This window comes from Porphyromonas somerae (assembly GCF_022845615.1).
GTDB lineage: Bacteria > Bacteroidota > Bacteroidia > Bacteroidales > Porphyromonadaceae > Porphyromonas_A > Porphyromonas_A somerae.
Window position 1 is genome coordinate 1,915,629 of record NZ_AP025559.1, and the last position, 15,538, is coordinate 1,931,166.

The 15,538-nt window shown below is 44.3% G+C and carries 9 protein-coding genes and 2 pseudogenes; 8 read left to right on the forward strand and 3 right to left on the reverse strand.

Annotated features, from left to right (window positions below; genetic code table 11):
- Nucleotides 1–22: 22 nt before the first annotated feature.
- Nucleotides 23–577, reverse strand: a complete 555-nt coding sequence (locus tag MWL85_RS08275; RefSeq protein ID WP_244400357.1) for a hypothetical protein — start codon at nucleotides 575–577, stop codon at nucleotides 23–25.
- 634 nt (nucleotides 578–1,211) lie between these two features.
- Between MWL85_RS08275 and MWL85_RS08280 the strand changes: the two genes are divergently transcribed.
- From MWL85_RS08280 to MWL85_RS08315, 8 genes and pseudogenes are all read left to right on the forward strand, one after another.
- Complete coding sequence (locus tag MWL85_RS08280) at nucleotides 1,212–2,618, forward strand: DUF3945 domain-containing protein (protein ID WP_244400358.1); 1,407 nt, start codon at nucleotides 1,212–1,214, stop codon at nucleotides 2,616–2,618.
- A gap of 21 nt (nucleotides 2,619–2,639) precedes the next feature.
- On the forward strand, nucleotides 2,640–4,712 hold the full coding sequence (topB, locus tag MWL85_RS08285) for a type IA DNA topoisomerase (protein WP_244400359.1): 2,073 nt from the start codon (nucleotides 2,640–2,642) through the stop codon (nucleotides 4,710–4,712).
- A 388-nt stretch (nucleotides 4,713–5,100) separates the two neighbouring features.
- Nucleotides 5,101–9,738 (forward strand): annotated as a pseudogene (locus MWL85_RS08290) (DUF2958 domain-containing protein); the annotation flags it as partial.
- A gap of 447 nt (nucleotides 9,739–10,185) precedes the next feature.
- Nucleotides 10,186–10,827, forward strand: coding sequence for a DUF6088 family protein (locus MWL85_RS08295; protein WP_244400361.1), 642 nt, complete (start codon nucleotides 10,186–10,188; stop codon nucleotides 10,825–10,827).
- Entirely contained in the window at nucleotides 10,824–11,849 is a 1,026-nt protein-coding gene (locus MWL85_RS08300) for a nucleotidyl transferase AbiEii/AbiGii toxin family protein (RefSeq protein ID WP_244400362.1), read from the forward strand. Before MWL85_RS08295 ends, MWL85_RS08300 begins: the two co-directional genes overlap by 4 nt.
- Nucleotides 11,850–12,033: 184 nt before the next feature.
- A complete protein-coding gene (locus MWL85_RS08305) occupies nucleotides 12,034–12,741 on the forward strand; it encodes a PoNi-like cognate immunity protein (protein WP_244400363.1) in 708 nt (235 codons plus the stop codon).
- 25 nt (nucleotides 12,742–12,766) lie between these two features.
- Nucleotides 12,767–13,375, forward strand: a complete 609-nt coding sequence (locus MWL85_RS08310) for a GAD-like domain-containing protein (RefSeq protein WP_244400364.1) — start codon at nucleotides 12,767–12,769, stop codon at nucleotides 13,373–13,375.
- A gap of 25 nt (nucleotides 13,376–13,400) precedes the next feature.
- A complete protein-coding gene (locus MWL85_RS08315) occupies nucleotides 13,401–14,159 on the forward strand; it encodes an RHS repeat domain-containing protein (protein WP_244400365.1) in 759 nt (252 codons plus the stop codon).
- Here the strand turns inward: MWL85_RS08315 and MWL85_RS08320 are convergent.
- Both MWL85_RS08320 and MWL85_RS08325 read right to left on the reverse strand, forming a co-directional pair.
- Nucleotides 14,134–14,952, reverse strand: a pseudogene (locus MWL85_RS08320) (relaxase/mobilization nuclease domain-containing protein); the annotation flags it as partial. The gene MWL85_RS08315 and the pseudogene MWL85_RS08320 overlap by 26 nt on opposite strands.
- Nucleotides 14,952–15,362: a plasmid mobilization protein gene (locus MWL85_RS08325; RefSeq protein WP_244400366.1), complete on the reverse strand. Its 411-nt coding sequence runs from the start codon at nucleotides 15,360–15,362 to the stop codon at nucleotides 14,952–14,954. The gene MWL85_RS08325 and the pseudogene MWL85_RS08320, both read right to left, overlap by 1 nt.
- Nucleotides 15,363–15,538 lie beyond the last annotated feature (176 nt).

Consider the following 15,538-nt stretch of genomic DNA (forward strand, 5'->3'; position numbering starts at 1 on the left):
GTTGTTTATCCGTATCTATAAATTAAAAACTATAACAATAAAAAAGAGCAGAAACTGGTGATTGCCAGAAGGAGACTTCTGTAATATCAAAGCCAAGATGCTTGCAATATTCTATTAGAATAGATTTATTTAATCTTGCGGATATTTTTCTTTTTTGATAATAGTTTTTATTCTCAAACGGCAAAACATCTCCTTTTTCATAAAAGATCCAGCGAGTGTCTTTTAAAGAATAAATAATTCTTTCAATTTCCCCATGAGAAAAAATCATCATATTCATAGGGGATGCCGTCCCATCTATTTCAAAATGAAAACAACTCTTTTTAATTTTTGAAGATAGTACATTAAATAATGTAATCCATCCATCTGAAACTGATGAAATCATACAGACATATTTAGGGGATTGACTTGATAGAAAAAAAATGGCATTGTATGCTTCTTTTTTGTAGTTGTTTAACAAAATGGTTTGCTCATTTTTATCGAAACAAATCAAATTCTGCAATGCATCACTTTTTTTTGTCGTTTTATTTTCAAGCATATCCTTTGAAATATCATCTAAAAAGAATTCAATCTCTTCCATGGATGATTCAAAGACAGAAAAAATTATATGATTAATATTTATTCTCTGTCGTTCCCTGAAAATGGTTGACTTATTTTTTTTGCTGAAACTGATTTCGGTTGACATCGTTTTCGTCGTCATACTAGAATGAGTTGTCTTGACTTTTCAAAGATACTGATTTTAGTTGACTCTAGCAATGTGAGGTAGTTTGTCGTGGTATACCGTACCCCGGGCTTGTTTTTTTTCTTTTTCAAATCGGATAAACTCCCCGTCGGCAATGCAACAGACTAAGCCAAACGCCTGTAGCGGAGCGGAGGACGTTTGGTGTGTCAGGGGTATTGCCGCTCTTTGTGTTCCGATTGAAAATGAAAAATCCAGTCTCTTCTCTCTTTGCTGAAATAAGTTCTATTTGGTTGGTTACTAGCTCCTTTGACTCTTTGTCTTTTCGAGCTTACCCTTATCATCGCTTAGTACTACTGTAATAATGTTCCTTCTGAGTGCCAAGTTTGACATAAAAGATCAAACTACCAAATCTTGGGCGAATTTTCTTTTTCATCACTTCCTTTCCTTATAATTCCCTGAGACTTAGGAGAGGTCATTTTAGCTTATATATTTGCTGTCTGAAAGGTATTATTCAAATCAAACAGAGTGATTTATGGAAGCAAATAGCAATGACAATTACGTGCTGGTCTTAGAGGATCGCACCGAGGTAAAGAATCAGCAAGAAGCGGGGAAACTCTCCGTGGTTTCGGGCATTGATGATAAGGGCAAGCTCAAAACAACTGAGCCTCTTGAAGCTAATCAGGCGGCATTTCTAAAGTTCAACAGCAAGGATGGACTACTGAAGAACTTCATGACCAACTTTCTCAAGCAGTTCAACACCCCCTCCCATTTCGGGCTATACAAGGTGTTGGCGAGCAATGTGGAGCAAGGCGTAGACAACCTGCGTACTCTGCTCCAAAACCGAGAGGCTCCTGAAAGCAGACAGCAGTTGGCAGAGGTCGGTGTACCCTTTGAAGACTATCTACCACAGCAGAAGAAGAGCACAGCCATTAATGCAGACAAGGTAGACTGGAAGAAGCTCGACAGTCTCGGACTCTCCCGTGAGCGGTTAGAGCAGAGTGGTGAGCTAGAGAAGATGCTCAATTGGCAGAAGAGTAACCTCGTGACCATAGCTATCCCCATAGGAGATACGACTATCTACACAGAGGCTCGCCTTGCCTTCCGCACAGACAATGAGGGCAATATCGGGTTAGCCATCCACGCTATGCGTAAAGAACCACAGCTCGACTATCCCTATATGGGCTACAAGTTCTCCCCCGAAGAGAAGGAACAACTACTCGCAACCGGTAATCTCGGTAAAACCATCGAAGTAACACCCAAGAGCGGTGAACCTTTTGCAGCCTACGTCTCCATTGACCCACAGACCAATGAGATTATCGCCTTGCGTGCCGACCGTGTAAGCATTCCTCAAGAGATCAAAGGCGTCACGCTCTCTGATCAGCAATACAAAGATCTAGTGGAAGGCAAAGCGGTAAAAGTAGAAGGAATGACCGCTAAGAGTGGCAAATCCTTCGATGCTACGCTTCAGGTCAATGCAGAGAAGAAAGGCATTGAGTTCATCTTCGGAGAGAACAAGAGTCTCAAAGAGCGTCAGGAACAGCGACAAGATCGTCAACAAGGCAAGGCACCTCGCAAACTTTGTGGTCTAGAGCTGTCAGAGAAGCAACGAGAAGCCTTAGACAACGGTCGCACACTTTACCTCAAAAACATGATCGATAAAGAGGGGCAACCCTTCAATGCCTATGTCCGTATGGACAAAGAGCAGAACCGCCCACGCTTCTACAAATGGAACCCTGACAAGAAGCAAGGAACGGAAAAGGTCGAAGCCGTAGCGGAAGAACACAAGACGCAGGTAGCCGTGAATAATCACGGCAAGACCAACGAAGCTACCAAGCAGGTGAAAGAGCCTCTGAAAAAAGGGCAAACAGCACCCACTGCTGAACAAAAGCAGAAGCAGGACGAGAATAAGCAGAAGAAGTCTCGAGGACGTAAGATGTAACCCATAATCCTTTCAAAGACTATGACAACATGTATTATTGCTGAGAAGCCCTCGGTAGCACGAGATATAGCCCGAATCGTTGGAGCTACAACAAAGCAAGACGGTTATTTAGCGGGAAACGGTTACCTCGTCACGTGGGCTATGGGACACCTCATTACACTTGCCATGCCCGATGCCTACGGCCATTCTAATTACAAAGCAGAAGAGTTGCCCATTTGCCCCAATCCCTTCCAGCTCATTGTCCGACAAGTGCGTAAGGACAAGGAGTACCACGAAGACCCTGCAGCACTCAAGCAGCTCAAGGCAATAAGCTCCTGCTTTAATCAGGCAGATCGTATTATTGTGGCAACAGATGCCGGAAGAGAAGGTGAGCTCATCTTTCGCTGGATTTACCGACACTTAAACAGTCACAAGCCATTTGATCGCCTATGGATCTCCTCTCTTACTGACAAAGCTATTCGAGAGGGTCTAGCGAATATCAAACCAGGGAGTCATTATGACCATCTCTATTACGCAGCCCAAGCACGAGCAGAAGCTGACTGGTTGATGGGAATCAATGCCAGCCGAGCTCTCTCCATTGCTTATCGTGGAGGCTACTCTCTAGGACGAGTGCAGACCCCAACTTTGGCCATGGTGTGTCATCGCTATATGGAGCATAGAGACTTTACCTCTGTTCCTTATTGGAAACTCACTGCGACGATAGAGGACGAGGGCTTATCCATCAAAGCTGTGAGCCTACAGAACTTTGATAATGAAGCTGCTGCCCAAACTGCGCTCACTTCATTACGCAGTCTCGGCTCGCTTACGGTCACAGAGGTCACAAGAAAGGTAACGCATACAGCTCCACCCCTCTTGTATGACCTGACCGCTCTGCAAAAGGAGGCTAATGTACGTCACGGCTTCTCTGCAGATAAGACCCTCACCCTCGCACAGTCGCTTTATGAGAAGAAGTTCACTACCTATCCCCGTACGGGTAGCCGATATATCAGTGAAGATGTTTTTGAGGAAGTTCCCGACCTCCTTCGCAAGATTGGCACACCATTACCCCAAGAGCTGAACCGCCACTCCGTAGATGACAGCAAAGTTACCGACCACCATGCCATTATCCCCACGGGAGAAACCGCATCGGCATTGTCGGTAGATGAGACCACGCTTTATCAAATGGTCGTTACCCGCTTTGCAGAAGCATTCTCAGCACACTCAGAAGAGGAGCGTATGCAGGTAGTACTCAAGGACGAGACCAACAGCTATGTCTGGAAAGCGTGCCGTCAAGTCTCTTTGGGTTGGAAATCTGTGCAGAGTGCTACTCCTCAAGAGCATAAAGAGAGCGAGGAGGACGAGCCGATTTTGTCCTCTTTGCCCAACTTGACCGAGGGGCAAACTTTACCCCTGCAACAAGCAGACATAATCGAGCAAAAGAGCAAGCCTAAGCCACTCTATACAGAAGCGACCCTGCTCTCTGCTATGGAGCATGCAGGCAAGGAGGTAGAGGATATCGCAAGTAAAAAGGCTTTGGCAGAGTGTGGCATAGGCACTCCTGCCACACGAGCCAACATCATTGAGACACTCATCCTACGTGACTATATCCGTAGGGAGAAGAAGAGCATAGTCCCGACGGAGAAAGGATTAGCCGTCTATGAAATCGTTAAAGATAAACGCATTGCCAATGCGGAGATGACCGGAGCATGGGAGGTGGCGCTAGCAGCAATCGAGGCAGGAGGTATGGACGCGGGTAAGTTTGCACAAGGCATCAACTCCTACGTTTCCACCATTTGTGAAGAATTGCTCTCACTCGCACCTGCATCTAGGCAACAAAGGTATCCCACATATCACTGCCCTAAGTGTGGTCGTGAGAGTGTGGGGATCTATGCCAAGGTAGCGAGATGCAAGAATGATGATTGTGATTTCCACATATTCCGTGAAGTATGTGGTACGTATCTCTCCGATGAGAACATTCGCGACCTCATAACCAAGGGGCGTACCCCAATCTTGAAAGGTTTGACGAGCAAGGCTGGTAAGAAGTTCAATGCCCGATTGGTTCTACAAGAGGATGGTTCGACCAAATTTGAATTCGAGCAAAAGAGGAAGAAGTAATAGTCCGCACAAGCGACATAGCTCAGTGCCACAACTATCTCTCAGGACATTTTCCACATGTTCTATCGTACTTAATAGGAAGCCACTTGGAGAGCCTTTGTGGTTTCATACGGAGGAAACTCTAGTTTCATAGGGGAGAAACTGCAGTTTCATGGGGAAGAAACTCCAGTGCCAAGCCTATGGGAAACTTTTCCCATACGGATGAAACTGTGGAGTGACGGGGGAAAACAACATTTCCATACAGACTAGATTCCACTAATTCACGTGAGGAACAAACAGATCAAGTAATCGTATTTCCATTCTCCAGGAAGGTATTTCAATTCACTTCGTAGGACTGATTTCCTCCCACAATGGCTGACAACTTATTATCAACAAACAGAGTACCTCTATGGCATACAACAAGAAAGCAGTTTTGGCAGCGAATTCAGAAGCAATCCGTGTGGTGCTGCGATTAGAAAAAGAGCATCGTATGGCTACCGAAGCAGAGAAACATATCTTGCGTGGCTACCAAGGTTTCGGAGGTCTGAAGTGCGTATTGAACCGCACAGACACGCCAGCGGACATCCGCTATTGGAGTAAGTCGGAGGAAGAACTCTTTGCTCCGACACAGCAGCTCAAGCAGATGATCTATCGGGAAGCGGTCGATGCTCACACCGCCAAGCGGTACTGGGAGAGCATCAAGGCAAGCGTGCTCACCTCATTCTATACAGATAGACGTATCGTCTCTGCTATTTCAGATGCTCTAGCAACAAGTGGTGTGACGCTCAAACGGTGCCTCGATCCCTCCTCGGGGATGGGGGCATTTGCCGAAACATTTGCCAATCAGGTGGGCACTGTTGATGCCTTGGAGAAAGATCTGCTCACGGCTCGCATCAGTCAGGCGTTGCACCCCTATGGCGAAGGCAACATCTTCGTGCGAAATGAACCCTTTGAAGCGATAGCACCCCTAGAAGAGACGGAGAAATATGACCTTGTAACCAGCAATATCCCCTTTGGAGACTTTATGGTCTATGACCGTGAGTATAGTAGGGGAAATGATCTCTTCAAAAAGGAGTCAACACGAGCCATTCATAATTACTTCTTCGTAAAGGGCTTGGACTGCACTAGAGAGGGAGGTCTCGTTGCATTTATCACTTCACAAGGTGTACTCGATGCAGCACTAAATGAGCCAATCAGACGCTATTTGATGCAAAACAGCCGACTCATCTCTGCTATCCGTCTGCCATCAGGGATGTTTAGCGAGCAGGCAGGGACTGAGGTCGGAAGCGATTTGATTGTCCTGCAGAAGCAGTCGGGCAAGGAGATTGGCGAGGAGCTGGAGAAGCAGTTTATTCATACAGTCTCTGTACCCAAGGGGGATGGTTTTACTATGGCATTCAACCACAACTCACTTTTCGAGGGCTCGTGGGATGATGTGGCACCTCGCACCATAGCCACCAGTCGTGAACTGGGTAGAGACCCTTACGGCAAGCCAACTTGGAAATATCGCTTTGAGGGAACTATGGAGGATATGGCTGAGAGTATCCGAATACAGCTCACGCAAGATGTAACAGCACGTTTTGATCGCAAGCTCTATGAGACGGGAATAGCGATGAGCGAAGAAGAGCGACAAGCAGAACAGAAGCTCCACAGCCTAGGCATAACGACTGAACCTCTCATAGAAAGTCCCAATCATACAGCAGAGAATGAAGTGGATAAGGAGGAAGACAACGCTTATGATCTAATGCCTGATAGCATTAAGAGTCAACTCCCCAAGCTATATGAGACAGAGAAGCAACTCATTGGCGATCGTACAGCTTATGTCCGATATTTCTTCCCGCTGGGAGCCTATACAGCCTACCTCTTAGAGTATAACCCAGAAGAACGTCTTGGGTTCGGAGCAGTTACAATGGGTTACGGTTGGGAGCTCGGCTACATCTCCTTGGACGAAATGAAGGAGGTTAAGATACATGGTTTGGGGATTGAGCGTGACCTTCACTTTTCTCCTACAGCACTGCATGAGATAGCCGAGCTAGAAGAGCTTGTCCAAGGACGGTATAGCAAAGAGGTGGTCGCAGAAGCTCCTAGTGTTGTAGTTACAGAGGTAGCACAAACAGAAGACCAGGCGGAAGAAGTCGTGGAGGGGCCCTTTTCAGAGGGGACTCCCATCAACTCCATCGAAAAGAGTGAATTGGTAGAACCCTCCCAGCAGGAGCAAGCCTCCTCAATTTTAGAGCCAGCGCCCGAAGGTGTGCCAGCTCTAACGTTACAGCATCAGTATGAAGCGGATATACGTACAGACCTAGAAGCCCCACGAGAGATGGGCGGACAGATGGTCTACTTTGATGATGACCATCATCCCGTGATGGATACTACTGATGTCGGTCTGGAACAAGAGGGTTATTTGTTTGCTCCCGAAGAGTATGAACTCTGGAAGCAGGAGGTTGCTCGTGTTAATAGGGAAATCAAAGAGGTCAATAAGCAACAGACAGCCTCTAAACCCAAGCAAAGCTCAGTAAAGCGTCCAAGAGCAAGAAGAAGTACTAAGCTCTCCTCAATCGAGCAGCCATCTCTATTTGACTTTGCAGAAGTGGAGAGAGAAGTACAGCCAGTTACAGAGGTTAAGAAGTCATTTGATGCTTCACCTCGACCATTCCTCTCTTTGCCCGACTCGCATCTACGAGATGGGTCGATCGTGCTACAAAATGGACAAGTGGGGTATCTCTCCAATCTGAAGCGACAGCCCACCTTTCATCCGATGGACTTACCCTATGAGCGCCTAACCAAGCTCAAAGCGTACATCGAGATCCGAGAGAGTTATCATCGGCTATACGACTACGAAGCGAACAATAGATGTGAGGATAGCGAGGAGCGTATAAAGCTCAATCGGCTCTATGACGACTTTATCAGTCGCTGGGGGTACCTTAATCAGAAGAGCAATACAGACCTCATCAAGATGGACGCAACTGGGGTCGAAATACTCTTCTTAGAGCGATCCAATCAGGGGAAATACATCAAGGCAGATATCTTTGATCATCCTACCGCCTTTGCCACTACAGAGGTGACAGTAGCTGCCGACCCCACGGAAGCTCTCGTCTCTTCTCTGAATAAGTATGGCTCTGTGGAGCTAGACTATGTGAGTTCGCTCCTCCCAAAGATGGAGGAGAGTGACGTCATCTCAGCTCTAGAGGGGCGTATCTACTACAATCCAGAAGTAGATGGCTACGAGGTGGCAGACAAGTTTATCTCAGGCAATGTGATAGATAAGAGTGAGCAGATTGAGTCGTGGCTACTAGAGCATCCCGATCATGAAGAAGCACAGCAAAGCTTAGCTGCCCTACGGGCTGCCACACCTACACCGATACCCTTTGCTGAGCTTGACTTCAACCTTGGGGAGCGGTGGATACCAGCTAAAGTCTATAGTGCCTTTGCCTCAGAATTCTTTGAGACAGAGATCACCGTCTCCTATCAGAGTACGATGGATGAATATGTTTTGCAATGCGATAGACGCAATGGGAACATTTGGCATAAGTATGCTGTGCAGGGAGAGTTCAGACGCTATGATGGACTTAATCTCTTAAAGCATGCTTTGCACAATACCATCCCCGATATCAATAAGAACAAAGAGGTCCGAGATCTAGAGACAGGCGAGACGAAAACTATCAAAGTGCGTGATGGACATGCGATACAGATGGCTAATGCTAAGATAGAGGAGATACGTCAGGGCTTTGTAGATTGGCTAGGCAGAACCCCAGAGAGCTTTAAGCAACAACTATCCGACAGATATAATAAGCTATTCAACTGCTTCGTGCGTCCCAACTTTGACGGTGCGCATCAATCCTTTCCCGATCTAAATCTGAAAGGGCTCGGTATCTCTGACCTCTACAAAAGTCAGAAGGATGCCGTGTGGATGCTCAAAACCAATGGCGGGGGTATTTGTGACCATGAAGTAGGGGCTGGTAAGACCCTCATAATGTGTACGGCAGCCTATGAGATGAAGCGCTTGGGCTTAGCAAACAAGCCGATGATTATCGGACTAAAGGCAAATGTTTTCGACATTGCTGACACTTTTAGAAAGGCTTATCCCAATGCTAGAGTTCTTTATCTGGGTAAGAACGACTTCAATAAGCAAAACCGCCAACGCATCTTTAACGACATCAAGAACAACGATTGGGATTGCATCATATTGACCCATGAGCAGTTTGGGATGATACCTCAAGCTCTAGAGATACAGGAGGCAATCTTGCAAAAGGAGAAAGACTCTATAGAGGAAAACCTAGAAGTCCTTCGTCAGCAAGGTGCAGACATTTCCCGAGCGATGCTCAAGGGATTGGAGAAGCGAAAGCAGACCCTCGAAGCCAAACTACAAGGCATTCAAGATAGTATTGCCGAGCGTAAGGATGATGCTGTGGACTTCAAAATGATGGGCATCGATCACCTCTTTGTGGACGAGAGTCATCAATTTAAGAACTTGATGTTCAACACCCGTCACGACCGAGTCTCTGGCTTAGGTAATCCAGAAGGGTCACAGCGTGCACTCAATATGCTCTTTGCCATACGTACCATTCAGGAGCGGTCGGGGAAAGACTTAGGAGCTACTTTTCTCAGTGGTACGACCATCAGCAACTCACTCACAGAGCTCTATCTGCTCTTCAAGTACCTACGTCCTCAAGCACTCGAAAAGCAAGGCATCAATAGCTTTGATGCTTGGGCTGCTGTCTTTGCGAAGAAGTCTACCGACTACGAGTTCTCCATCACCAATGACATCATACAGAAGGAACGCTTCAGAACCTTCATTAAAGTGCCAGAGCTGGCAGCCTTCTATGCGGAGATTTGTGACTATCGTACCGCTAAGGATATCGGTATTGACCGCCCAGAGAAAAACGAGATATTGCATAACATACCGCCCACGCCCGAGCAGGAAGAGTTTATCGGCAAGTTGATGGAGTTCGCCAAGACGGGAGATGCAACCCTTTTAGGACGAGATGAGCTATCGGAAAAGGAGGAGAAGGCTAAGATGCTAATCGCAACGGACTATGCCCGCAAAAGATTCAAGAATCTTGTATCTTTCAGATAATCAACAGAGTAGGAAAGATTGTGGAGCAAAAGGGTTACGAGTTGGAAACGAGCAAGTTTCTTTTCCCATCTTCATTCTGCAGTGCTTCAAAGAACTCTCTATTCAATATCCGCAAAGATATAAAATCTACTCAAGATGGTATGCTAGATTTCAAGCTTATAGGATCAAATTTTACTGCATAAAAAGGGTAAAACAATGAACGTCAAGAGCGATTTCCAATAGTAAGCGCAAAACGAAGCGTACAAAAGTACCTTCCCTTGTAGGTAGTTCCAGAGGTGGGTCAAAAGATTTAAATGGAATGTGCGTGAGCTAACTCCCTACGAAGTTTTTTTTCCTACATTTGTAACCGTCTTGCACTTGACACAGGAATGTGTGGAGGCCAGAGCGGGTAGCTTAACATTTTGTTATGTCACAAATATGGGCTATATTTGTGACATGGGAAAGCAATTAAAAAGTACACATCAGCTTATCAAAGAGGCTGTTATTGATTCTGGAGAAGGGTCGATACTTTACCCTAACCAGTTTGCTCCTTGTGGCGATAGCACCGCTATAAGACAGGTGCTTAGTCGCATGACCAAAGAGGGTTATCTTGTGAGGTTGGCTCATGGGCTCTATTATTATCCTAAGGTGGACACCAAGTGGGGGACTGGTATTATTTATCCTTCCATTGAAGAGGTGGCTAGGATAATTGAAGAAAGGGACAAAATCACACTTATACCCTCTGGCACTTATGTCCTAAATAAATTAGGTCTTTCAACTCAAATCCCAATGAATGTAGTGTACATCACTAATGGATCGCCACGAACAATAAAGCTGGGAAAGGGTCGAGGCATTCAGCTGAAAAGGTCTAATGATATGAACAATTTTGCATACACCTCAGAGTTGGTACGTATGCTTGTTTTTGCCTTAAGAGAGATTGGGCAAGGTAATCTAACGGAGGTGCATAAGAGCATTCTAAAAAAACATCTCCGCTCAATTTCAGAGGAAGAATATAAGAGGGATATTCACTTGGCTCCACAATGGATACAAGATGAACTAAACAGACTGAGAGAACAATGATATTTACAGACTTATCAAAAGAGGAGCAAAGAGAAGTACTGGAAATTGTCAGGCCACGAATTGGTGATATCCCTCTTAGTGTAATAGAGAAAGACTGGTGGGTAACTATGGTACTTCGAGCCCTATTTTCCTTACACTATGCGGATCAGCTCTCTTTCAAGGGTGGTACTTCACTCAGTAAGTGTTGGAATCTGATTAAACGCTTTTCCGAAGATATTGATATTGCAATTAATCGTGAGTATTTAGGGTTTGCTGGTCAGCTCTCTAAAACACAGATAAGTGACAAGCTAAGAAGAGCCTCATGCTCTTTTACAAGAGAAATGCTAAAGACTGATTTGGAGAAAGCGTTAGCAAGTCTATCAATTGACCCTTCGCTTTTTGAAGTAAGTGTCAATGTTACTTCTATTTCCACTACAGATCCAGAGGTGATAGAGGTTGCATATGAGTCGCTTTTTTCCGAGGAGACTGATTATCTCAAACCTGTCGTTAAAATAGAAGTAAGCGGACGCTCTATGTCGGAGCCTTTAGAAAGTGTAATGACTAATTCTTGGATTGATCAGTATATGCCTAATACACCATTTGTGCAAAAGGAGTTTAAGGTCTTAGCTGTCAGTCCTGAACGAACATTTATAGAGAAACTTTGTCTGCTACACGAAGAGTTCGCAAAAAAGGAGTTTTCCTCAATCAGATCCGAAAGAATGAGCAGGCACCTATACGATGTCTACAAGATTTCTAAGACAGAAATCGCCACAAGAGCCTTAAGTGATCCAACGTTATACGCCTCAATAGTGCAGCATCGTAGTATGTTTATAGGACTGAAAGGTTTTGACTACCGAACGCTTGCTCCACAGAAGTTATCTATTGTACCACCGAAAGAAGTTCTTGATGAGTGGAGATCAGATTACGTCGCCATGTCTCAAGATATGATTTACGAAGAGACACCAAGCTTTGATAGTCTCTTGAATGAAATAACTGAACTAAATAAGAGCATAAATAAAATTGCTTGGACATTATCTTTATAGCTTTCCATATACCTACCTATTTATCCAGACTATAGTTTACCGTACCCTTTAGCCCTTATATTGAGAATGTGCGCTTCGCAAAAAAAACTAGGCTATAAAACTCCCTATGAAGTTTTTTCCTACATTTGTAACTACGTTGCACTTGACACTGGAATGTGCGTGGCTTTAAATACTATAACACATTATGATGTTAAGAGATAATTTTAATTCATCAGAGAACTATCAAAGCAATATTGACTTTGATCAAAATTGCATAAGTCGTGACTTAAAAGAATATGAAGTCAATACTACTTCTTGGGATGATGAACGAGTTTATGCTCAGATGAATGATTTAGTAAGAAAAAACTATCAAGTTTTCATTTCTAAATATTCAGCAGGTTATCCTGTATTGGAACTAATTCCGGACTACCTTCAAGGAGTACAATTCATAAAGAAAGGATGGAATGCCGATGCTGGTTATGTAACAATGTTATGGTATCTATCTATAGGAGTTATGCTTGAATGTCATAAAGAATTACAACAATTATCAATACTCCTAAGAGAACATTCGGTTAAAGACAAACTTTTCAGCTTCTTAGTTAACAATACACAGGATTACGCATCAGAAAAACTTCTTTGGACTACTCCCTATGCAGGACTTATCGAAGTGATAGAGCTTGCGAAAACTAATAAGGAAAAGGCTGTAGAACGGCTCCAAAAATACATTAAAAAGGAATGGTATAAGGGGCATTCTGATTGTGGCTGGTATAATGATCATAAAAGCAAATGGGGTGTTCATTTTGGCTATTGGAGTTTTGAAAGTGGTGCTTTGGTGAAAATACTAGGCTTAGACGATTCCTCCTTACAAGGGTTGCCTTATTATCCTTATGATATGGTACATTGTATGGAGTAAGTTTATTTCTGTAATATCATAATATATGGAACGACTAACATTTGAAGAGAGGAACCAAAATAACTATGTTAAACATAGTGATGTTTCTATAGAAACCATCAATAAATATAAAGGAAAACTTCCAGATGAGTTGTTGAACATTTGGAATATTATGGGGTATGGCATTTATGAGAATGGCTTTATACAATTAGTAAACCCAGACGATTATGATTTTGTTTTTAAGTATATCGACAAACTATTAGAGCCTTCTATAGTATTTGCAATAACAGCAATGGGTGATTTATTAATTTGGGAAGGAAATAAAAACTGGACGATTGCACCTAACGAAGGAAATAGAGTGAAAATTATAAACGTTAGAAAATGCATAAGCCGTGCATTAGACTCTTTTAGAGGAGCCATTGATATTTTTTTTGATGACTTTTTCATTGCTCATAAGGACTATTTTGCTTCTAAACCCTACTTAGATATTAAAGGAAAACTTCCAAAATTACAATATGGTCAATGCTACGGTTATGTTCCAGCATTGGTCTTAGGAGGGAAAGTTTCTAATAAGAACTTACAAGTTGTAGATGCCAAGACCTATATCGACATTATCGGACAGGCTGTAGGAAAAATCATAGATTTAGAAGAATAAGATAATTTTGTTCTAAAGAACTGTTATGCTCCACTTCACACGTAGTCTAAAGAAAGAGTTATCTTTTTACGGTTTTGAGCCTGTAAATCTTGTTACAGGTTCAGTGCTGTATGAAGGAATAGACTTTTTCTTTCCGGGGGCTTTGCCTTTGGAGTGGAAACGTGTGTACCACTCCGACAGCAACTTTAAGGGGGCTTTGGGTATTGGTGTCCATAGTCTTGCAGATATGAGACTCTTCCTATATCCAATAGCACAATGTATTGGGTTGCTACTTGCGGATGGAAGAGTATGTGGCTTTGACTATGTAGAAGAAGGTGAAGTTGATTTCTGTCGGGTCAACAGATTAGAACTTCGTAAACATCCAAAGGGATATGAGGTGTATGATTTAGAGAAGAGATTATTCTATAATTTTGAGTATTTCAATCGTGCTGCCAACTCCTATCTGCTGACTTCTGTTACCGACTTGGATGGCAGGAGCATCCGCCTTTCCTATGAGAATGGCGTGCTTGCGACACTCACCGATGCCTGCGGTCGCCGGGTCACAGTCCGACATACGGATGCGGGATTCATTGAGAGCCTCCACCTGAGGATGCCAGACGGAAGTTCCGAGCAGCTTGTTCGCTATTCCTATGACGGACAGGGCGACATGGTAGGCATTACCGATGCATTAGGGCAGACGACAGGAATCCACTACGAGGATCACCGTATGGTAGCGAAGACCGACCGTAACGGGTACACGTTCTTACGGAATACCGCCCCCTTACGGCTGGTATCAGAGGCTTGATAGCCTGCTTAGATTGTTGCATCCTATTCTGCACGGCTGTATAGCCCACACCACGACCGATCTCCGAGGCATGGATGGGTGTACTTACCTTGTCGCCTTTATCATCAGTCGGTACATAGACTAGTCCATCGTACTTCTTCCCTCGAAACTCTGTTTTGACTTCTTCCACGGCAAGATTGTAGTGGGAAAGAATGGCATTGAGTTCTCCCAACGAACAGAAGCGATAATGCTTCAGAACAGAACGAGCTATAGATGCTACCTGCTCTTTGATATTTCCTTTTGCCATATCCACCTTTGAGAGCTCTTGTAGTGGCTTATCTGTAATCTCTGTGCTGGGAATTAGATGGTACTTCTTTTCCAGCGCATCCGTAATTTTCTTACTTCTTCTGCCTTCAAACTTGTCATTGATCTTTCGACCATCACCATCTACCCGAAGCGATACGATGTGTATATGCTCACGGGCGATATCATTGTGCTTGAACACAATGTAGGGTTGCTTGCCATAGCCCAGAGCCTCCATGTACTCCTTAGCTATCTGCGAGAGCGTTTCATCGGACAGCTTCTCGTCTGGATGGGGATTGAGCGAGCAATGGAAGACCATTTTCTTTGTTCTACACTTTTCGGGTATCAATGCCTGCATATCTGCAACTACCTCCGACATCGTATATTCGCCCGCTCTGTTTTGGTACAAGCCATGTGCCAATAAGAGTGTCGCTTCCTTCTTAGTCACCTTCTTGAAGTTGTAGCCGAGCGCACCCCCGAGGTTCTCCGTTGCTGAAATCTTGGCAATCATTACTTGCGGTAATCAATGGTCAGAGAGACAGCCTGCTCCTGCAAAGCAATAATCCGAGCTGATAGTTGCTCCAGTTTCTCAAGCAGTATCTGAGCAGTCTTCACGCTATGATAGCTGTTGATGGCTCGTACAGCTTGGTTATACAGCACGCCTATTTTATGTATCTGGGCAGTTAACTCGGATAGCTTACGATAGTACTCCACGGCAGACTTATCGACCGTTATCACCTTGAAATGCTCTCCCAATATCCTTGCTCGCACGAAGTCGGAATTCGTTTCCGCACCTGACTTATGGAACAAGTCAATCGCCCGTTGCTGGTCTTTCGGGTCAGGCAAGCGTACATGCCAGTTGTCCCAGCGAGGCTTTTCTGCCGCTTTTCGTTCAGAACGATGCTCCTCTTTCTTATCCATATCTATTTGTTTTCTAATTACGACTTTGGAGTAATTCTCTCCCCTTCGGGGCAAGGGTCTTTGTGGTATAAACTGAGTTTTGTGTTACAAAGACACACCTTGCCAATATCAAGAATTGATGCCACCCACTTAGGGGCGATTGGAAATTAGCTTTTGACTTTCTGAGCTAAGTTTTG

Bases quoted from the DNA above. Each gene is read 5' to 3' on its own strand.
- MWL85_RS08275 (WP_244400357.1), bottom strand. From the start codon at position 577: ATGGAAGAGATTGAATTCTTTTTAGATGATATTTCAAAGGATATGCTT.
- MWL85_RS08280 (WP_244400358.1), top strand. From the start codon at position 1,212: ATGGAAGCAAATAGCAATGACAATTACGTGCTGGTCTTAGAGGATCGC.
- topB (WP_244400359.1), top strand. From the start codon at position 2,640: ATGACAACATGTATTATTGCTGAGAAGCCCTCGGTAGCACGAGATATA.
- MWL85_RS08295 (WP_244400361.1), top strand. From the start codon at position 10,186: ATGGGCTATATTTGTGACATGGGAAAGCAATTAAAAAGTACACATCAG.
- MWL85_RS08300 (WP_244400362.1), top strand. From the start codon at position 10,824: ATGATATTTACAGACTTATCAAAAGAGGAGCAAAGAGAAGTACTGGAA.
- MWL85_RS08305 (WP_244400363.1), top strand. From the start codon at position 12,034: ATGATGTTAAGAGATAATTTTAATTCATCAGAGAACTATCAAAGCAAT.
- MWL85_RS08310 (WP_244400364.1), top strand. From the start codon at position 12,767: ATGGAACGACTAACATTTGAAGAGAGGAACCAAAATAACTATGTTAAA.
- MWL85_RS08315 (WP_244400365.1), top strand. From the start codon at position 13,401: ATGCTCCACTTCACACGTAGTCTAAAGAAAGAGTTATCTTTTTACGGT.
- MWL85_RS08325 (WP_244400366.1), bottom strand. From the start codon at position 15,362: ATGGATAAGAAAGAGGAGCATCGTTCTGAACGAAAAGCGGCAGAAAAG.